20 protein-coding genes are annotated in these 19,673 nt (G+C 55.8%); 19 read left to right on the top strand and 1 reads right to left on the bottom strand.

Annotated features, from left to right (window positions below):
- The first annotated feature begins 4 nt into the window (after positions 1-4).
- The 19 genes from flgC (at position 5) to fos (ending at position 18,109) form a co-directional block, all read left to right on the top strand.
- Complete coding sequence (gene flgC, locus CRO87_RS08810; RefSeq protein WP_097162561.1) at positions 5-409, top strand: flagellar basal body rod protein FlgC; 405 nt, start codon at positions 5-7, stop codon at positions 407-409.
- A 9-nt stretch (positions 410-418) separates the two neighbouring features.
- Positions 419-1,129 (top strand): flagellar hook assembly protein FlgD, encoded by a 711-nt coding sequence (locus CRO87_RS08805; protein WP_097162560.1) that lies wholly within the window; start codon positions 419-421, stop codon positions 1,127-1,129.
- 27 nt (positions 1,130-1,156) lie between these two features.
- Positions 1,157-2,380 carry a flagellar hook protein FlgE gene (gene flgE, locus CRO87_RS08800; protein ID WP_097162559.1) on the top strand — a complete coding sequence of 408 codons (1,224 nt, stop codon included), beginning with the start codon at positions 1,157-1,159 and terminating at the stop codon, positions 2,378-2,380.
- Between the two features lie 12 nt (positions 2,381-2,392).
- Complete coding sequence (locus tag CRO87_RS08795; protein ID WP_097162558.1) at positions 2,393-3,130, top strand: flagellar basal body rod protein FlgF; 738 nt, start codon at positions 2,393-2,395, stop codon at positions 3,128-3,130.
- A gap of 22 nt (positions 3,131-3,152) precedes the next feature.
- Positions 3,153-3,935 carry a flagellar basal-body rod protein FlgG gene (gene flgG / locus CRO87_RS08790; protein ID WP_097162557.1) on the top strand — a complete coding sequence of 261 codons (783 nt, stop codon included), beginning with the start codon at positions 3,153-3,155 and terminating at the stop codon, positions 3,933-3,935.
- Between the two features lie 91 nt (positions 3,936-4,026).
- Positions 4,027-4,707 (top strand): flagellar basal body L-ring protein FlgH, encoded by a 681-nt coding sequence (locus CRO87_RS08785; RefSeq protein ID WP_255252505.1) that lies wholly within the window; start codon positions 4,027-4,029, stop codon positions 4,705-4,707.
- An 8-nt stretch (positions 4,708-4,715) separates the two neighbouring features.
- Complete coding sequence (locus CRO87_RS08780) at positions 4,716-5,837, top strand: flagellar basal body P-ring protein FlgI (RefSeq protein WP_097162556.1); 1,122 nt, start codon at positions 4,716-4,718, stop codon at positions 5,835-5,837.
- Positions 5,837-6,769, top strand: a complete 933-nt coding sequence (flgJ, locus tag CRO87_RS08775) for a flagellar assembly peptidoglycan hydrolase FlgJ (RefSeq protein ID WP_097162555.1) — start codon at positions 5,837-5,839, stop codon at positions 6,767-6,769. Before CRO87_RS08780 ends, flgJ begins: the two co-directional genes overlap by 1 nt.
- A 109-nt stretch (positions 6,770-6,878) precedes the next feature.
- The gene (flgK, locus tag CRO87_RS08770) at positions 6,879-8,516 is read left to right on the top strand and encodes a flagellar hook-associated protein FlgK (RefSeq protein WP_097162554.1); all 1,638 of its coding nucleotides are present in this window, start codon (positions 6,879-6,881) and stop codon (positions 8,514-8,516) included.
- A gap of 11 nt (positions 8,517-8,527) precedes the next feature.
- On the top strand, positions 8,528-9,424 hold the full coding sequence (flgL, locus tag CRO87_RS08765; RefSeq protein WP_097162553.1) for a flagellar hook-associated protein FlgL: 897 nt from the start codon (positions 8,528-8,530) through the stop codon (positions 9,422-9,424).
- A 71-nt stretch (positions 9,425-9,495) separates the two neighbouring features.
- Entirely contained in the window at positions 9,496-11,136 is a 1,641-nt protein-coding gene (locus CRO87_RS08760) for a methyl-accepting chemotaxis protein (protein ID WP_097162552.1), read from the top strand.
- A 158-nt stretch (positions 11,137-11,294) separates the two neighbouring features.
- Positions 11,295-12,023 (top strand): RNA polymerase sigma factor FliA, encoded by a 729-nt coding sequence (locus tag CRO87_RS08755; RefSeq protein WP_097162744.1) that lies wholly within the window; start codon positions 11,295-11,297, stop codon positions 12,021-12,023.
- Positions 12,024-12,357: 334 nt separating this feature from the next.
- Positions 12,358-12,717 carry a flagellar transcriptional regulator FlhD gene (flhD, locus tag CRO87_RS08750; protein ID WP_097162551.1) on the top strand — a complete coding sequence of 120 codons (360 nt, stop codon included), beginning with the start codon at positions 12,358-12,360 and terminating at the stop codon, positions 12,715-12,717.
- Positions 12,710-13,291, top strand: coding sequence for a flagellar transcriptional regulator FlhC (gene flhC, locus CRO87_RS08745; protein ID WP_097162550.1), 582 nt, complete (start codon positions 12,710-12,712; stop codon positions 13,289-13,291). The genes flhD and flhC overlap by 8 nt, the downstream gene beginning before the upstream one ends.
- Before the next feature lie 79 nt (positions 13,292-13,370).
- Positions 13,371-14,264, top strand: a complete 894-nt coding sequence (gene motA / locus CRO87_RS08740; RefSeq protein ID WP_097162549.1) for a flagellar motor stator protein MotA — start codon at positions 13,371-13,373, stop codon at positions 14,262-14,264.
- Positions 14,261-15,151 (top strand): flagellar motor protein MotB, encoded by an 891-nt coding sequence (gene motB, locus CRO87_RS08735; protein ID WP_097162548.1) that lies wholly within the window; start codon positions 14,261-14,263, stop codon positions 15,149-15,151. The genes motA and motB overlap by 4 nt, the downstream gene beginning before the upstream one ends.
- Positions 15,138-17,120 carry a chemotaxis protein CheA gene (gene cheA / locus CRO87_RS08730; RefSeq protein WP_097162547.1) on the top strand — a complete coding sequence of 661 codons (1,983 nt, stop codon included), beginning with the start codon at positions 15,138-15,140 and terminating at the stop codon, positions 17,118-17,120. The genes motB and cheA overlap by 14 nt, the downstream gene beginning before the upstream one ends.
- Positions 17,117-17,620 (top strand): chemotaxis protein CheW, encoded by a 504-nt coding sequence (locus CRO87_RS08725; protein WP_097162546.1) that lies wholly within the window; start codon positions 17,117-17,119, stop codon positions 17,618-17,620. Before cheA ends, CRO87_RS08725 begins: the two co-directional genes overlap by 4 nt.
- 84 nt (positions 17,621-17,704) lie before the next feature.
- Positions 17,705-18,109 (top strand): fosfomycin resistance glutathione transferase, encoded by a 405-nt coding sequence (gene fos / locus CRO87_RS08720; RefSeq protein ID WP_097162545.1) that lies wholly within the window; start codon positions 17,705-17,707, stop codon positions 18,107-18,109.
- Between the two features lie 9 nt (positions 18,110-18,118).
- Here fos and CRO87_RS08715 read toward each other — a convergent pair whose 3' ends face one another.
- Positions 18,119-19,531 carry a PLP-dependent aminotransferase family protein gene (locus CRO87_RS08715; RefSeq protein ID WP_097162743.1) on the bottom strand — a complete coding sequence of 471 codons (1,413 nt, stop codon included), beginning with the start codon at positions 19,529-19,531 and terminating at the stop codon, positions 18,119-18,121.
- Positions 19,532-19,673: the final 142 nt, after the last annotated feature.

Here is a 19,673-nt window from a genome sequence, read left to right as displayed (position 1 = left end):
ATCGATGTCGCTATTCAGTGTATTTGATATTTCAGGTTCAGCGATGGCGGCACAGTCGCGCCGTCTGAACGTCAGCGCCAGCAATATGGCCAACGCCGACAGCGTGGCGGGGCCGGACGGTCAGCCGTACCGCGCACGTCAGGTGGTGTTTGAGATGGATGCGTCCGCCGGAAACGATATTGGCGGTGTAAGCGTCAGCGATGTGGTGGAGAGCTCCGCGCCGGACCGCATGGTCTATGAGCCCGGCAACCCGCTGGCGGACGAGCAGGGCTATGTGCGCATGCCTAACGTCAACGTGGTGAACGAGATGGTGAACACCATTTCTGCCTCACGCAGCTATCAGGCCAATGTGGAAGTGATGAACTCCGCCAAGACCCTGATGCTGAAAACCTTAACCCTCGGCCAGTAAGGAAGCCTGATGGCAGTTTCATCCATTAATAACACCAGCGGATCCGGATCCGAACAAAACGGCACGGGCAACAGCGCCGCCGACCTCTCGAAGAGTTTTATGACCCTGCTGGTGGCGCAGATGCAAAACCAGGATCCCACCAACCCGATGGATAACAACCAGCTCACCTCCCAGCTGGCGCAGTTCAATATGGCGTCAGGGGTGGAAAAGCTGAACACCTCTATGGGGGCGATGTATGGCCTGGTGGGGCAGCTTGGCAGCATGAGTGCGGCCTCCTGGGTCGGGCGTGGCGTGCTGATTGCCGGGGACCCGAAGGCTTCCTTCGGCAGCGGCGGCATTGGCATTACGCAGGAAGGCGTGGAGCCGACGGAGTCAGACAAGTTCAGCTTCGCGCTCAATGGTGATGCGGACACCGTTACCGTCACCCTGACCGATAGCGAAGGCAACGCTTACACCGCGGAGCTGAAAAACGTCAAATCTGGCGTGCAGGAGTACAGCCTGGACGACCTCGAGAACTTCAAACCTGAACCTGGTCCGCCGAAAGACAGGGAATACACCCTGACCTTCGAAGCCAAAAATGCCGAAGGTGAAAGTCCGACGGCGACGGGCCTCATCCAGGAGCAGGTCCAGGGCGTCACGATGATGCCCGGCGGCGCGATGCTGCATCTGAAGGATCACGATCCGATTGAAATGGGCGACGTCGTCGTCATCCAAAAATAATTCATTACCTCTTACTGGAATATCAATATGGGTTTCTCTCAAGGCCTTAGTGGCCTCAATGCTGCCGCCAAAGCGCTGGATGTGGTCGGCAACAACATCGCCAACTCCCAGACCTATGGCTTTAAAGCCGGATCGATTGCGTTTGCGGACGTCTTCGCCGGGGTCGACGGACTGGGTGTACAGGTGGCCGGCGTCAGCCAGAATTTTGGTCAGGGTAGCCTGGACACGACGGGCGGCATTCTCGATATGGGCATTAACAACGGTCGTGGCTTTTTCCGCATGGTGAACAGCGACGGTGGCGTGTTCTACGGTCGTAACGGCCAGTTCGACACAGATGAAGAAGGTTTCATCGTCAACAAAACCAATGGACTTTTCCTGACGGGTTATCAGGCGACGGGGACTCCACCGACGATTGAGCCTGGTGCGGGCGTCGGCCCGATTCGTATTCCGCAGAATGGCATGACGCCGCAGGCGTCGAGCAAAGGTTCGCTTATCGGCAACCTGAAAGCGGACGACGATAAAGTAGCCGAAACGCCGTTTAATCCGGAAAACGAAAAGTCCTTTAACTATCAGAGCCAGGTCGAAGCCTACGACAGCCTCGGTAATAAGCATTCCGTGAAAATCTACTATGCGAAGGATGCGAACGGTGACTGGAAGGCATATGCCAATGACTCCACGGCGCCGAAGCTGGGTGGTACACCGCCTGAGCCTGTATTTTCTGAGCTTGGTCTGACTTTCGACTCCAGCGGCAATATGACCGGCACCACCAACCTGGTGATTGAAGGGGTTTCCTTTAACGGGGCAGAGCCACTCAAGTTCGACCTCGATATGTCCGGTATGACCAAACACTCAACGGACTTCAAGGTTCAGCTGGAATCCAGCGATGGCTATGCGCCGGGCACTTTCCAGGGGTATTCCGTCAGCGACGGCGGTGAAATTACCGTTAAGTACAGCAACGGCCAGACTCAGGTTCTGGCACAGGTGGTGATGGCGGACTTCGCCAACGAAGGCGGGCTCGCCTCGAAGGGCGGCAACGTCTGGGAAGAGACGGCGCAGTCGGGCCAGCCGTTCCTTGGCACCTCCGGTTCCGGCAGCTTTGGCTCGATTAAGGGCGGCATGCTGGAGTCCTCCAACGTTGAGTTGGGGCAGGAGATGGTCAACATGATTGTTTATCAGCGCAACTACCAGTCCAACTCCCAAACCATCAAAACCCAGTCTGAGCTCCTCCAGACGCTGGTTAACCTGCGTTAAGGATAGCTGACGATGGATCGTGCCATTTATACCGCCATGAGTGCCGCCAACGCGGCACTCAACCGACAGGCGGTCACCTCAAATAATCTTGCGAACACTTCGACGGCGGGCTTTCGCGCGCAGCTGGCAGCCCACCGTGCGGTGCCCATTGAAGGGGAAACCCTGCGCACCCGTGCACTGGTGGCTGAATCCTCTCCGTTTCACGACGCCAGCATGGGCCCGGTAACGCATACCGGACGCAGTCTTGACGTGGCGCTGCCGCAGAACGGCTGGCTGGCGGCGCAGATGGCCGACGGCAGCGAGGGCTATACCCGCAACGGCATGATTCAGGTCGACAGCGAAGGGGCGCTCAGCGTCAACGGCCGCCCGCTGATGGGCGACGGTGCCCCGCTGACGGTGCCACCGCAGTCGGAAATCACCATTGCCTCCGACGGCACTATTTCTGCATTAGGCGCGGGCGATGACCCGACGGCCGTCGTACCGGTTGGGCGTCTTAAGCTTGTCAATGCAGAGATGACGAGCCTGTTGCACGGTGATGACGGCTTTTTCCGTCCCGGTGTGGGCGGTCCGTTGGCTCAGGATGAGTCGTTACGCCTGAGCCCTGAAGCGCTTGAAGGCAGCAACGTCAGCCCGGTGAAGGCGATGACCGAGATGATTGCCACCTCGCGCGGATTCGACATGAACATGAAGGTGATTCGCACCGCCGACGAGAACGCCCAAAAGGCGAATCAGCTATTAAGCGTGAGCTAATGCTCAGCAAGGAGTTTTACCTATGATCCGTTCTTTATGGATTGCAAAAACCGGGCTGGAAGCACAGCAGCTCAATATGGACGTCATCTCCAACAACCTGGCGAACGTCAATACCAACGGCTTCAAACGCCAGCGTGCGGTGTTCCAGGATCTGCTCTATCAGACCATGCGCCAGCCGGGGGCTCAGGCTTCCGAACAGACAACGTTGCCGAGCGGCTTGCAGCTTGGCACCGGCGTACGCTCGGTCTCTACCCAGCGGGTGCACACCCAGGGCGGCGTTAACGAAACCGGTAGCGACACCGACGTGATGATTCAGGGCAAGGGCTTCTTCCAGATCCAGCTTCCTGACGGTGGCACAGCTTATACGCGCGACGGCCATTTTACCAAAAATGAGAATGGTCAGTTGGTGAATGCTGAGGGGCATCCGGTTCAGCCTGGGATTACCGTTCCGCAGGATGCGAAAAAAGTGGAGATCAGTGCCGACGGTATCGTTAGCGCTACGCTGCCGAACCAGGCACAGCCTCAGCAAATTGGACAGCTGACACTCGCCACCTTCGTGAATGAGTCGGGGCTTGAGAGCATTGGTGGCAACCTGTATCGCGAGACACAGTCCTCAGGTGCACCAAACGAGCTCAATCCGGGCATGGAAGATGCCGGAACGCTGGTCAGCGGACGTGTAGAAACCTCCAACGTCAACGTGGCGGAAGAGCTGGTGAGTATGATTCAGGTGCAGCGCGCCTATGAGATCAACAGTAAAGCCGTTTCTGCTTCTGACCAGATGCTGCAGCGCCTTTCCCAGCTGTAATTTCCTCTCTGGCCTGTCGGTGTCTCTCCGCCGGGCCAGCCAGCTTATCGACACTGAAATGAAAACATTAATGACCTCTACGTCGGCAGTCATGCCGCGAATCGTGCTGTTAGCGAGCGTGTGGCTGCTCGGCGGCTGCGCGCACATCCTGCAAAAGCCGCTGGTGGAGGGACCCACAACGGCGGCACCTCTGCCGGTCAATCCTGTTGCCACCGGCGGCTCGCTGTTTATGGCCGGGCAGGGCATGAACTACGGCTACCAGCCGATGTTTGAAGACCGTCGGCCGCGTAACGTCGGCGATACGCTCACCATCCTGCTGCAGGAAAACGTCAGCGCCAGCAAAAGCTCTTCCGCCAGCGCGAACCGCAACGGTTCGGCGGGAATGGGGCTCATTGCCGTACCGACCAAACTGAATAGCTGGCTCGGCGACGGCAAAGCCGATTTTGACGCCGAAGGCAAAAACGATTTCGCCGGGAAGGGCGGCGCGGCGGCGCGCAACACCTTCACTGGCACCATTACCGTCACCGTCAACCAGCTGCTGCCCAACGGTAACCTGAGCGTGGTGGGAGAGAAGCAGATTGCCATCAACCAGGGCACCGAATTTATTCGCTTTTCCGGCGTGGTAAACCCGCGAACCATCAGCGGGGCGAACACCGTGCCTTCTACCCAGGTGGCCGATGCGCGTATTGAGTACGTGGGCAATGGCTACATCAACGAAGCGCAGAACATGGGCTGGCTCCAGCGTCTGTTCCTCAACCTTTCTCCTTTCTGATACCCAAGATGAAAAAACACTCTATCCTGTTTTTCCTCAGCATTTTGCTTTACGGCATGATGCTGAGCGTGCCGAAACTGGCTAACGCGGAACGGATCCGTGACCTGACTTCAGTGCAGGGCGTGCGGGCCAACTCGCTGATGGGCTACGGTCTGGTGGTGGGGCTGGACGGAACCGGTGACCAGACAATGCAGGCGCCGTTTACCGGCCAGAGCCTGAGCAACATGCTGTCGCAGCTGGGGATCACCGTCCCGCCCGGCACCAATATGCAGCTCAAAAATATCGCCGCAGTGATGGTGACCGCGGAGCTGCCGCCGTTCGCTCGCTCAGGCGACAAGATTGATATCGTCGTCTCTTCCCTGGGTAACGCCAAAAGCCTGCGCGGCGGCACGCTGCTGATGACGCCGTTGAAAGCGGCGGACAACCAGATCTACGCCATGGCGCAGGGCAACGTGCTGATTTCAGGCGCAGGCGCGCAGGCGGGCGGCAGCCGCGTGCAGGTGAATCAGCTCAACGGTGGGCGAATTAGCGACGGGGCAACCGTCGAGCGGGAAGTGCCGAACGATTTCGCGAATCAGAGCGTAGTGCGCCTGCAGCTGAACGAGTCGGACTTCTCGCTGGCCCAGCAAATCAGCGATGCAATCAACAGCCGCTACAGCGGCGGCGCGGCGATCCCGGAGGATGCGCGCACTGTACGCCTGTTCGCCCCGGCCGATGGCCCCTCCCGCGTGCGCTTTCTCGCCAATATTCAGGACATTCCGCTGCGTGTGAACGTGCAGGACGCCAAAGTGATTGTGAACTCGCGTACCGGCTCGGTGGTGATGAACCGCCACGTTTCGCTGGATGCCTGCGCGGTGGCACACGGTTCCCTGACGGTGGAAGTCTCTCAGAATGCGATGGTCAGCCAGCCCGATACGCCATTCGGCGGAGGGGAAACCGTGGTGGTGCCGCAAACCGATATTTCGGTACGCGATCGCGGCGGTTCGCTGCAAAACGTGCGCAGCAGTACCGATCTCAACAACGTGGTGCGTGCGCTCAATAACCTTGGTGCAACCCCCAACGAGCTGATGTCGATTCTCCAGGCGATGAAGAACGCAGGTTGTCTGCGGGCGAAGCTGGAGGTGGATTGATGAACGAACTGGATAAATTTGACCGCCCGGCGTTTGACGCCCGGGCGCTCGATAGCCTGAAGCGCGAAGCGGGGCGGCAGACACCCGGCGCACTGCGGGCGGCGGCGCAGCAGATGGAAGGGATCTTCGTGCAGATGATGATGAAGAGCATGCGCGATGCCTCGTTCAAAAACGATCTGCTGAGCAGCCAGTCTTCAGAGATGTTCACCGCGATGCACGATCAGCAGGTGGCACAAAATATTGCCGGGAGTGGTCAGCTCGGCTTTGCCGATCTTATCGTCCGCCAGCTGGGCGGTGACAGCGAAAAACAAGAAGTCGCCATGCCAGGGCGCGATCTGGCTCCTGCGGTGGGCCATTTTGCCGGCAACGAACGCCCGGCGACCGGGCCGCTGCGCCTGCCTGCCCCGGTTGATTTCGCGAAGCCTTCGGAAGGGGCGCATCCGTTTATCGCTCGCTTACTTCAACCCGCACAGCAGGCTGCCCGTCAGAGCGGCCTGCATCCGCACCTGATCATGGCGCAGGCCGCGCTGGAATCCGGCTGGGGCAAGCGGGAAATCCTTACCGACGAAGGAAAACCGAGCCATAACCTGTTTGGCATTAAGGCCACCGGCGACTGGCAGGGGAAAACCACCGAAATCACCACCACCGAATATTTCAACGGCGTGAAGCGCAAAGTGAAAGCGGCATTCCGCGTGTATGACTCGCTGGAGCATGCCCTGACCGACTACGCCAGGCTGCTGACCCGCAACCCACGCTACAGACAGGTGGCGAGCGCTGACTCCGCGGAACAGGGGGCTAAAGCGCTTCAGGCAGGCGGTTATGCCACCGATCCGGCCTATGCCCGCAAGCTCATCACCATCATTCAGAAGGTCAAAGGCGATATCCGTCAGGGCGCAGACGCCTATAAGCACGACCTCTCCAAACTTTTTTAGCAAAGTCGTTTTAGAAAATTTTTGAATCACCGATGAAATTAACAGGTGAATGACTTTTCAGGACCGGGCGCAGCGCCCGGTCTTCAACAACGGAAGCTGTTGGACTCTTATGAATAACTTATACAACATGGCCAAAACCGGTCTCTCGACGGCGGGGTATGCGCTAAGCGTTGTTGGCAACAACCTGGTTAACGGTATGTCAGCAGGCTACAGTCGCCGTGATGTGATCATCGGCGAGTCTGGTGGCCTTTCTACCGCTCGCGGCTTTTTTGGCTATGGCGCCAATATGGTTGGCGTGGAGCGTGCCTATGATGCGTTTGCCAACAACCAACTGCGCGGCTCTATCTCCCAGTACAACGGTTTTACCGGACGTTATGAGCAGCTGGCCGATATCGACAACATGCTCGGCGATGAGGCGGACAACGTTTCGGTCTCGCTCGGCAATCTGTTTAAGGCGTTCTCAAACCTGCATGAAAACCCGGATGAGGGCTCTAACCGCTCGGCCGTTTTAAGTGCACTGGGATCGTTGACCCAGCGCTTCAAGGACAGCGGCAAACGCCTGAGCGGCCTGGAAGCCAGCACTAACACCCAGATTGAGCAAAGCACCAACGCCATCAACAACGCGACTAAGCAGCTGGCTGAAATCAATACTCAGCTGGAGCGCCTTCAGGGCCAGACGGGCACCGCGCCGGCGGATCTGCTCGACAAGCGCGACCAGCTGATGGAAGAGCTGAGTCAGCACATCGGCATTGACGTGCAGGAGAATCAGGTCACCGGGCGGGTGGACATTACCCTTGCCGATGGGCGTCCTCTGGTATCCGGCAATACCGCTTACAAGCTGAAAACCTCGCCTTCCGCCGCCGATCCAAAGAAAACGATCGTTTCCTATGTAGGCAGCGACGGTAAAGCTTCCCCGCTGAACGAAGAGAGCATCACCAAAGGGCGTCTGGGCGGGCTGTTTAAGTTCCGTAACGAAGACCTGGTGATGGCGCGTAACGATCTGAATCAGATTGCTTTCCAGATGGCGAGCCGGATGAATGAGCAGCATAAGGAAGGCTTCGATCAGAACGGGGATCCTGGGAAGGACCTGTTCAAACTGCCGGCTATCAAGGGGATTGCCAATAGCGGCAACACCGGTACGGGGGCGTTGGATAATGTGAGCGTCTCTGATTTCAGTAAGGTCACAGCAGAGAACTACACCATCACGTTCGAGGGTGGGGCCTGGAAGGTCACCGGTGAGGGCGGTCGTACCGTTACCGTGGATACCACCGATCCGACAAAGCTTAAGTTTGATGGCCTCGAACTGGATATTCCGACAGGAGCCATTGCTGGCGACAGCTTTACCCTCAATCCGGTGGCCGGTATGGCGGAAGGTCTTGAGAAGAATATTACAGATTCGACGGAGCTTGCGGCGTCTGATGACCCGGCTGGTGGCGTATCCAATAGTCTCAACATTAAGAAGTTACTGGATATTCAGGATGAAAAGCTTATCGGCAAAAGCACCCTTAGCGATGCTTATTCCACGCTGGTGGGCAACATCGGTTCCAGGGCCAGCGAGGTCAAAACCGGAATCGGTTCTGCGGAAATCGACCTCAACACCAAGTACGACACCAAGCAGCAGATTGCGGGTGTGGATATGAACGAAGAGTCCATCAAGCTGACGATGTTCCAGCAATATTATATGGCGAACACGCAGATAGTGCAGACGGCCAATGCGATGTTTGACGCGCTGCTGTCGCTGAGATAAAGGAGATAATCATGCGAATCAGTACCCTTTACATGTTTAAAAAGAGCGCCGAAAACATGTCGAAGCGCGTGAGCGAAAACAACGACATCATGACGCGTCTTGCTTCCGGGAAAACCCTGCTACGTGCTTCTGACGATCCGAATGCCGCAACCGATGCAGTGAAATACACGGAAGCGCTGGCGAAGCTTGAGATGTACAGCAACACTCGTTCCGCGGCTCGCAACACCTTACAGCACGAAGACCACATCCTGAGCTCCGTGAGTTCGCTGATGACCGGCGGCCTGACGGAGAAGATCATCGCCGCCAAAAGTGAGACCTACTCTAAGGATGACCTTGCGGCGCTCGGAAAAGAGCTGCAGGGGATCCGCGCGAACATGCTTGATCTGGCGAACAGCCGTGATGGCAACGGCCGCTACATTTTCTCAGGCTTCAAAACCGATAAACCCGCGTTTGATGAAAACGGTATTTATCAGGGCGATAACAATGCCCGTACCGTCACTGTTGCTGACGGCACAGTGATGAAGGTAAGCCATCCAGGTAACGAGGTCTTTGCCGATGATCTCTTCACGAAGCTGGAGGCTGCGATAACTGAACTGAGCCGCGACACTATCGACAGGGATGACCTGAATGCTGCACTCAGCGCCGCCAGTGAAGCCGTCACCGTAGGTATCGGCAGGCTGGGCAAGGCTCAGACGGAACTTGGGACCAATTTGCAGCAGCTGGACGCCTTCGATTTGACGGCGGATAACTTGATTATCGATATGAAAGTCAAAATTCAGACCGCCACCGGTTCGGACTACAGCGCCATGACCTCAATGATTATGGACACCAAAATGTCTGAGTTTTCGCTGAATGCCTCGATGCTGGTTTTCCAGTCGATGCAGAAGATGAATCTCTTCAATAAATAGCCCAACGTCTTTTTTTTCCTTAATGAATGCTATGCAGCCAGCGATAGCTGGCTGCGGGATCCTGTGACCCTATGTTTAGTAAACTGAAAATTTATAGCGCCATTAGCCTGGTTATTGGCTCGTTTGCGCTCCTGCTGTTAGGAACGACGAGCTATTCGGTGATCAACGCCATTGGCAATAACGGCAACTTTAAACGTGTTCTTGTGGCGTCAGACAATAACGACCAGATGCGAGATGCGGTTTATAACATCAGCGGAGTAATGGCCAACATTAACGGACTGATGGTGCAGGCGGCCAAAGGTGAAGCGGTGTCGATGACGCTGGTGGACCACACCCAGCAGGTGCTGCGTTCTTCTCAAAAAAGCATGGCGGAGTTCCTGGCCACTCCGTTTAACTCCCCTGAAGAAGAAAATGCCGCAAGGGAGGTGAATAAGGTGTTTGAGTCCGTCTATAAAGCGGCGGAAAACAAGATCAATTACGTTCAGCGTCCGCTGGAGTACACCGGATCGCTTGAGAGCGATATGGAACTGCGTACTCAGCTCCGTCATAAAGTGGAGCAGTATGCTGACACCTCGTCAAAAAATAGTGAAGCCTGGATTGCCGAGTCAGAAAAGGACTACCAGTACATGCTGATGTTGGGCAGCGTGGTGATTGTGTTAGTGCTGCTGATGCTGGTGGCGGTACGCTACTGGCTGCGTCATACCCTGGTTCGTCGCCTGGATACCACCGTCGACGTGCTGAAAAAAATTGCTGCGGGTGATTTAAGCAAGGCGATTCATCCGGGTAATGAAAATGAAATTGGCAATATGCTGAAAGAGCTGGAGCAGATGCGTACCTCACTGACCGGCACCATCAGCGGGATCCGCGACAGCGTGCTGCGCATTCATACTAATGCCCAGGAGATTGCTCACGGCAATAACGATCTCTCTTCCCGGACCGAAGAGCAGGCTGCTGCTTTGCAGGAAACGGCGGCCAGCATGGAGCAGATTAAAACCACCGTGCGGCAGAATGCCGATAACGCCCACGCCGCGCGGGAGCTGGCGGACAGTGCCAGCAATAATGCAGAGCACGGCGGGGAAGCGATGCAGAGCCTGGAGCAGATCATGGGGCAGATAGCCGACAGCTCACGCCAGATTGCGGACATCAACGGGGTTATCGACAGCATTGCCAACCAGACTAACATTCTGGCGCTGAACGCCGCGGTCGAAGCAGCGCGAGCCGGAGAGCAGGGCCGGGGCTTTGCGGTCGTAGCAGAAGAAGTGCGTAACCTCGCGAAGCGCAGCGCCGATGCGGCGAAAGAGATTAATCAGCTGATCACCACCTGCGTCAATAACATGGATGTGGGTTCCCGCCAGGTCACCCAGGCAAGCTCGGTGATGAAGGATATTGTCACTTCCGTCTCCCGGGTGCGCGAGATTATGGGCGAAATCACCTCTGCGTCCGATGAACAGAGCGCGGGTATCAACCAGATTTCCCAGGCGGTGAATGAGATGGATCTGGTGACCCAGCAGAACGCAGCCATGGTGGAAGAAGCCGCTCTGGCGGCAGGCGAGCTTGAAGCTCAGTCGGATTCGCTGGAAAAACTGGTGGCACAGTTTGTGTTGAGCCATGAGCAGCCGCAAATTCTGGGGTCAACGCCGCCGAAAGTTGAAACGCAGGCACGTAAAGAAAACGCGTTAAATAATGATACCGCGCAGTGGGAGACGTTTTAATTAACGGAATTAGCGGCAACGTTTGACGTTATTTATCAGCCGTCCACGACGCATTTACGAACAGGCAGATTGGGCAATTTTATAAAAGCTTATTGCACTTTTTGAATGGCGGTTTTCACCGGATAATTCTCCCTGAGAATACCAGGTGGAAAGAGAACGTGGACGGCATATATACAGCTGAAGGGCTGGAAGACAAAACGGCATTGTGGGCCCGATATCATTATCTTGTCCGCCAGGAAGCATTGCGCTTGCAAAAAAGATTACCGGCAAGCGTGGAGCTGGACGATTTAATTCAGGCCGGGGCAATGGGTTTTTTAGGGGCAATTGAAACCTTTGACCCAAAGAAAGGCGTGACCCTCAGTATCTGGATTACTCAGCGCGTACGCTGGTCTTTATTAGATGAATTACGTGAACGTGATTGGGTGCCTCGCCGGGTAAGAACGCACGCCCGGGAAATGGCTGTAGTCATTCAGAAGCTGGAGCAGGAAAAAGGTGCGGAAGCCACCGAGGAAGATATTGCCGAACGGATGGGGGTTTCTCTTGGCGAGCTTCATCAAATTCTGTCGGACAGTAACAGCAGTCAGATGTATTCCATGGATGAGCTACAGGAGGCCTATTCTGATGGCTGGGAAAGTAATGGTGAAGAGAATGCTTCATTAAATCCGTTGAACGAGACCATCCAGCAGAATTTGATAAAGATGATCTCCGGGCATATTGGGATGATTCCTGAACGAGAGCAGCGCATTCTCCAGCTCTATTATCAGCAGGATTTGAACATGAAAGAGATTGGTCTGGTATTGGGTATCACCGAAACACGAGTCAGCCAGCTGCATAGTCTGGCAATAAAACGATTACGAAGTCGAATTGATTTTGAAGTAACTGATTAACACAATACTAACAACGCATCCTTTAACAATGTTTAATGTGGTTAACAACGCTGAATTAAGAACGTTTAATAGTTGAGCAATTTGTTCGTAATCAATTGGTTATGTTGTTTTCGCCTCCGTGGGACGTTTCCTATGGATTGTGCAGAATTTTCTTAGTGAATATCATTTTCTCAGTTTCACGATGCGGCCTTCCTTTGGCATTGACAGTCACGGTAGCTTGTTCGGTGTTCCACGGATAAGGAACGAAGAATATCAATGCCAAAAGATCCTCTGCATCAGTCCGGTAATAACGACTTAGCCTACTAACGGCTGATGAATATTGAGGTGTTTCACTGTGTCAAATTTCGATGAATATTTACAACATATCCATGATATCAATCTGTCGTACCTGCTGTTGGCTCAACAGCTCATTCGTCAGGACAAGTTTGCTGCGGGCTTCCGCCTGGGATTACCCGAAGGCACCATTGACAATATAAAAGAATTATCGCTGCCGCAGTTAATGAAGCTGGCCGCAACCAATCAGCTTATTTGTCGCTTGCGCGTTGACGACGAAGTGGTGATTGAAAATTTGACCAAAGATTCACGTATTGAAGCTTTGCAGCAGATCCACACCGGGATTATTTTATCGACAAATTTACTCAACTCGCTGAGCGAAGAAGTCGTAGAAGTTGAGCGAGGTGCCTGGAATGTGTGAGGAGAAAAGCCTGCTGCAGGAAATTGAAGAAGTGAATATTGCCATGGGCTTAATTTCCCTTGGCGCGAGAATGCAGGTGCTGGAATCAGAAACGTCGCTCAGTCGTCGCCGTTTATTGCGCCTGTATAAAGAGCTCCGCGGCTGTCCGCCGCCAAAAGGCATGCTGCCTTTTTCCGAGGACTGGTTTATGTCCTGGGAGCAGAATATTCACTCGTCGATGTTTTACAACATCTATCTCTATTTACAGAAAACCGAGCAGGGACGTTCCATCGAAATGCTGATGAAAACGTACCGCTTATATCTCGAACAGTGCTGTCTGCGAACCGATGAAAAACCGGTGCTGGGACTGACCCGCGCCTGGACATTATTACGCTTTATTGACTGCGGCATTATTTCCCGCAAGGCCTGCAACGTGTGTAAAGGCGGTTTTGTGGTCACGACGGAATTCATCAAGAACCCGTTTACCTGCAGCCTTTGCAGCCCACCGTCGCGCGCCTTTAAGAAATCTCAGGTGCGGACCAGCGGATTCCGCAACCCGTTTGCGGCACCTGTTGCAGCGGCGGCGTTGGCCTGATCGAAAGCGTGTTGCGGTGAACAAGATAGTGTAAACGGTGCCGCGAAAGCGGCATCGGTATTATATAAAAGGAGAGTTTGTGTTAGTTATCATTGGCTATCTTGTTGTTATAGCAACTGTTTTTGGCGGCTTTGTGTTGGCAGGCGGGCAGCTCGCTGCGCTGTTTCAGCCAATTGAACTGTTGATCATCGGTGGGGCCGGGGTAGGCGCCTTTATTGTCGGCAACAACGCCAAGTCGCTGAAGGCAACCGGGAGGGCGTTGGTCAAGCTCTTCGCCGGCAAGCGTTACAACAAGGCCGTGTATATGGATCTGATGGCGCTGCTGTTTTTACTGCTCTCGAAAAGCCGCGTTCAGGGCCTGATGTCGCTGGAAAAAGACATTGAAGCCCCGCTGGAAAGCGACATTTTCAGCGCATACCCGCGTTTGATGAACGATCCGATGTTGAGCAACTTCGTGCTCGACTACTTCCGCCTGATGATTGGCGGCAGCATGAATTCCCACGAGATTGAAGCGCTGATGGATGAAGAGATTGAGACCTGTGAAGAGGAGCTGGAAGTGCCTGCTCACAGCCTCAATACCGTTGGCGATGCCTTTCCTGCCTTTGGGATTGTGGCAGCGGTAATGGGCGTGGTGAACGCGCTGGCCGCAGCTGACCGCCCGGCGGCGGAGCTCGGGATGCTTATTGCTCACGCCATGGTTGGCACCTTCCTCGGCATCCTGATTGCCTACGGGTTTGTACTGCCGCTGGCGACCCTGCTGCGCCAGAAGAGTACCGATCAGGTCAAAATTCTGCAGTGCATCAAAGTCACCCTGCTTTCCAGCCTGAACGGCTATGCGCCGCAGGTCGCGGTAGAGTTTGGTCGTAAAACCATCTTTACCAGCGAGCGCCCTTCGTTTGAGGAGCTGGAAGATCACGTCCGTGAAGTGAAATCCTCCGCCAGCATGAAAACCCGAAACGCGGATGCAGCATGAAAAACGGATCGCCAGTGATCATTGCGCGCAAGCGCAAAAAGAAAAAACACGCGCACCATGGTGGCACCTGGAAGATCGCCTACGCCGACTTTATGACGGCGATGATGGCCTTCTTTCTGGTGATGTGGCTGCTGTCGCAGTCCACGGATATGGAGCGTGAGCTGATTGCCGACTATTTCCGCATGCCGCTGAAACCCGCGATGGCCAACGGCAATAAGACCAGCCTGAGCGACAGCGTGATCCCCGGTGGCGGGGAAGATCTGATCATGCAGAAAGGCGAAGTGAAGCGCGGTCAGGCCGACAGCAGCAATCGCCAGCGTCTGATACAGAGCCTGAAGCAGGCAAAAGAGAAACTACAGACGATGATTGAGACCGATCCTCGTCTCAACAACTTTAAATCTAACCTGCTCCTGACTCTCACCAACGATGGCCTGCTTATCCAGATTACCGATACCCAGGATCGGCCGATGTTTAAAGTCGGCAGCGAACTGCCGGAATCTTATATGAACGGGATCCTCCAGGCGCTGGTGCCGCTGCTTCAGGAGCTGCCTAACAAGCTGAGCCTGACGGGCCACACGGATTCGCTACCTTTTGCGGGCGGAGAAGGGGGCTACAGTAACTGGGAGCTGTCAAGCGGGCGTGCAAATGCCGCTCGACGAGTGCTGGTGCGTGCGGGTTTGGACGACGAACGTTTCCTGCGCGTGATTGGCACCGGCAGCCGAATGACGCTGGCCGATACCCCTGCGGACAGCCCGCGCAACCGTCGGATCAGTATCCTCGTGCTCAGCAATGCCAAAGAGCAGGAAATTCTGGAAGAGAACACGCTCTCTCAGCAGGGGCAGACTTCCGCAGTGTCTGTCTCGGGGTATACCGATGGATCTCAATGATTTCTCTCAAATCTTCTTTATCGAAGCGGCAGAACTGTTGCAGGAGATGGAGCAGCAGCTGCTGCAGCTCGATCTCACCGTACCGGACAGCGAACAGCTGAACGCCATTTTCCGCGCGGCTCACTCTCTGAAGGGCGGCGCGGGCACGTTCGGCTTCAGCGCGTTACAGGAAACCACTCATCTGCTTGAAAACCTGCTGGATGACGCACGCGGCGGTGAGCTGAAGCTGGATCGGGCGATGATTAACCTTTTTCTGGAAAGCAAAGATATTATGCAAGCGCAACTGGAAGCCTATCAGGCTTCGCAGGATCCTGACGAGGCGAGCTTCCGCTATATCTGTGAAGCTCTGCGAGATATTGCCCTGCAAACGAAATCCGCCGGGGCGACAGCGCCTCTGCCAGAGGTCGTCGTACAGCCAGCCACTGAGGTGGCGAGCGAGGCTGAACTCACGCTGCGGGTCATGCTCAGTGACGTCGATGCCGGTGAACAGAAGATGCTGCTGGACGAGCTGGTTCACATGGGCACTGTCGTCCACGAGCAGGCTACGGACAGCAGCCTGACGGTGGATCTTCTGACGACGGCCATGATGGATGACATCGTGGCCGTGCTCTGTTTTGTGCTCGATGCCTCGCAGATTGTGATTGCCCCCGTTGAATCTGCTCCTGCACCTGCTGCCACTCCGGCAAAAACCTTACCGGGTATGGAAGTCAAACCTGCGGCAGAAGCTAAACCTGCTGCACCGGTAAAAGCGGCCGCTCAGGAGTCCGGCAGCATCCGCGTTGCGGTCAGCAAGGTCGATCAAATTATTAATCAGGTGGGCGAGCTCATCATCACCCAGGCGATGCTTTCCCAGCTGACGCAGACGCTGGAGCCCGCAGACCATGACCTGCTGCTCAACTGCGTGGCCCAGATGGAGCGCAACACACGCGAGCTTCAGGAGTCGGTGATGTCCATCCGCATGATGCCAATGGATTACGTGTTCAGTCGCTTCCCGCGACTGGTTCACGATCTGGGCAGCAGGCTGAATAAAGAGATCGAATTGACGCTGAACGGCGGGTCGGCGGAGCTCGACAAGAGCCTGATTGAGCAAATTATCGATCCCCTGACTCATCTGGTGCGTAACAGCCTCGATCACGGGATTGAAGCGAAAGACGCCCGCGTGGCGAAGGGGAAATCGCCGGTCGGCAATTTGACGCTCTCCGCTGAACATCACGGCGGCAACATCGTCATCGAAGTGAGCGACGATGGCGCAGGGCTTAACCGGGAGAAGATCCTCGCCAAAGCTCGCTCGCAGGGCATGAGCGTCAGCGATACGCTCAGCGATGACGAAGTCTGGATGCTGATCTTTGCCGCCGGATTCTCGACGGCGGAAAGCGTGACGGATGTTTCCGGGCGCGGGGTCGGCATGGACGTTGTCCGACGCAACATTCTGGCAATGGGCGGGCATGTAGATGTGCTTTCTAAGCCTGATGAAGGCACGACCGTGCGCATTATTCTGCCGCTGACGCTGGCTATCCTTGACGGCATGCTGGTGAAGACTGGAGAGGAGATTTACGTCCTGCCGCTGAGTGCGGTGATGGAATCACTGCGACCGAAAGAAGAAATGCTCTGCCGTTTCGTTGGTGAACAGCGTCTGCTGCAGGTGCGTGGCGAGTATTTGCCGCTGATTAACCTTCGTGAGCGTTTCTCCATTGCCGCAGAGAGCACCGCAGAAGAAGGCATTGTGGTGATTGTGCAAAGCGCAGGCTGCCGCTATGCGCTGTGGGTCGACCAGCTGATCGGCCAGCAGCAGGTGGTGGTAAAGAATCTTGAGCAAAATTACCGAAAAGTACCGGGCGTTTCCGCCGCCACAATCCTCGGGGACGGCAGCGTGGCGCTGATCCTCGACGTGGTGGAGATGATGACGCTCACTCATCGACATAGCAACAGCGACCGGTTGATGTCCGGCGTGGAAGGAAAAAGAGCATGATGCCAGCCCTGAACAAATCCCCGGCTTCCGATACCCTTGCCCAGGAGTATCTGGTTTTCCGCCTTGGCGCGGAGGAGTACGGCATTGAAATCCTGAAAGTCCAGGAGATTCGCGGCTGCGATCGCGTGACTAGGATCCCTAACTCGCCTGATTTTATCTCCGGCGTCACTAACCTGCGTGGGGTGATCGTCCCGATCGTCGATCTGCGCGTGCGCTTCCAGCTACCGGTTACGGAAGATGACGACAGCACGGTAGTGATCGTCCTGAACCTTAACGACCGCGTGGTGGGCATTGTGGTTGACGGTGTAGCGGACGTGCTGTCGATGGATGCCGGGCAGATCAAACCGACGCCTGACGTTGCGTCGGTGTTATCCAGCCACTATCTGCTGGGCCTTGGCGTGCTGGATAGCCGGATGATCGTGCTGGTGAATATCGAAAGATTGCTGAGCCAGGAAGAGCTGGCGCTGATGGATGAAATGGCAGAAGCCCTCGCCGGGTAAGGAATTTCGCGTCAGTTTGTCTCCGGCAGGCCCGTTGCGGGTCTGCTATTCTGACCCTCTGAATCGTGCTGAGGGATAAACACTATGCTGACTGGATTGAATCATCTGACGCTCGCGGTAGCGGATATCGCCCGAAGTCTCGCTTTTTATCAACAGCTTCCCGGCATGCGGCTACGAGCACGCTGGGATAAAGGTGCCTACCTCAGCTGTGGTGAATTGTGGTTATGCCTGTCGCTGGACGATGAGGTGACGGAAAAGCGGGACTACACCCATTATGCTTTTTCTCTCACCGCTGAGGACTTCCCGAAAGTCGTGAAGCAGCTGGAAACGCTGGGCGCGGTGGTGTGGAAAGAGAACAAGAGCGAAGGGGAGTCGTTTTATTTTCTCGACCCGGACGGGCACAGGCTGGAACTGCACGTCGGCGGCCTTGCACAGCGCCTGACAGCGTGCCGTGAAAAGCCGTATGCCGGAATGGTATTTTTTGACTAACGGAGCCGCTCACTCCATCGCTTTATAAATGGCGGCGCCGAGCTTCTCCATCACGCAGCGGTGCGTTTCAGTTGTCGGCAGCGCGCAGTTGATGCGCAGGCAGTTTCGGTACTTGCCTGAGGCGGAGAACAGCGAACCCGGCGCGACCTGTATCTTCAGTTCACAAAGCTGCTTCGCGACGCAGACCATATCGACGATCTCCGGCAGCTCGACCCACAGCATGTAGCCGCCTTGTGGGCGCGTGACGCAAATATCGCAGGGGAAATATTGGCGGATCCAGCAGGTATAAGTTTCCATGTTGCTGTGATAAATCTGCCGCATCCTTCGAACGTGGCGATGATAGTGCCCTTCACGAATAAACGCCGCGACGGCCAGCTGAGTGACCGGGACGTTGGTCGCGCTGGTGGCGTATTTCATATGCAGGACTCTGTCGTAATAGCGGCCCGGCACAATCCAGCCGACGCGCAACCCGGGTGCGACCGTTTTGGTGAAGGAACTACAGAGTAATACGCGGCCATCAATGTCCCAGGACTGGATCGTGCGAGGGCGTGGATAGTCGTTCGCCAGCTCGCCGTAAATATCATCCTCAAAAATCGCAATGTCGTAACGCTGCGCGAGGGCCAGAACTTGCCGTTTGCGGGCATCGGGCATGATAAAGCCGAGCGGGTTATTGCAGTTGGGCACGAGGATCACGCCCTTGATCGGCCACTGCTCAAGGGCCAGCTCCAGCGCTTCGATGCTGATCCCGGTTTGCGGATCGGTTGGGATCTCAATCGTTTTGATCCCAAACCCGCGCAGCAGCTGCATGGTGCCGTAATAGCAGGGCGATTCCACCGCGACGATATCCCCCGGCACGCATACCGCCAGCAGCGCGATCGACAGCGCCGCGTGGCAGCCGTTGGTGATGACGATATCTTCAGAAGTGACCACCGTCTGGGCGTCGAGCATCAGGCGCGCTATCTGTTCACGCAGCTCGCGGCGGCCCGGCAATGTGTCATAGCTAAAAATATCGGTGCTGCTGTGCTGCACGGCGCGGGTCATTTCGCGCCACAGCGGCTTCAGGCTTGGCTGAGTGACGTCCGGCGAGCCGCCGCCGAAGGCGGTAATGGATTTATCGCCGCGGGCGCTCATTAAATCCAGCACCTGATCCCACTGGGTGATATCCACCGGACGCTGAACCGGGCGCGTCATGGCGGGCACCGGAGGCTGAGCTTTGCGCGGGGCGATAAAGTAGCCGGAACGGGGCTGTGGGGTGATAAGCTGCTGTGTCTCCAGCGTCTGATAGGCCTGCTGCACGGTGCTGATGCTGACGCCGTGCTCCTGGCTCAGTGCGCGCACCGAAGGCAGCTTTTCCCCCTGCCGATAGAGACCTTGCTCAATTCTTTCGGCGAGCAGATTCGCCAGATGTTGGTAGCGAGTCACTTCTGTATCCCCCTTTTTCACCATACAGATGCCTGAACCCATACAGATGGACGCAGTAATCACCATGCAGATTCCGTTTTAGCGAATCTGTATGTTAAATAAAAGTAGAATTTGAATCTGTATTGTAAAGCCTGCACCCGGC

This window comes from Enterobacter sp. CC120223-11 (assembly GCF_900215375.1).
Classification (GTDB): Bacteria; Pseudomonadota; Gammaproteobacteria; order Enterobacterales; family Enterobacteriaceae; genus Scandinavium.
The sequence above is the reverse complement of the archived record's forward strand: the minus strand, read 5'-3'. Positions and strand labels throughout refer to the sequence as shown.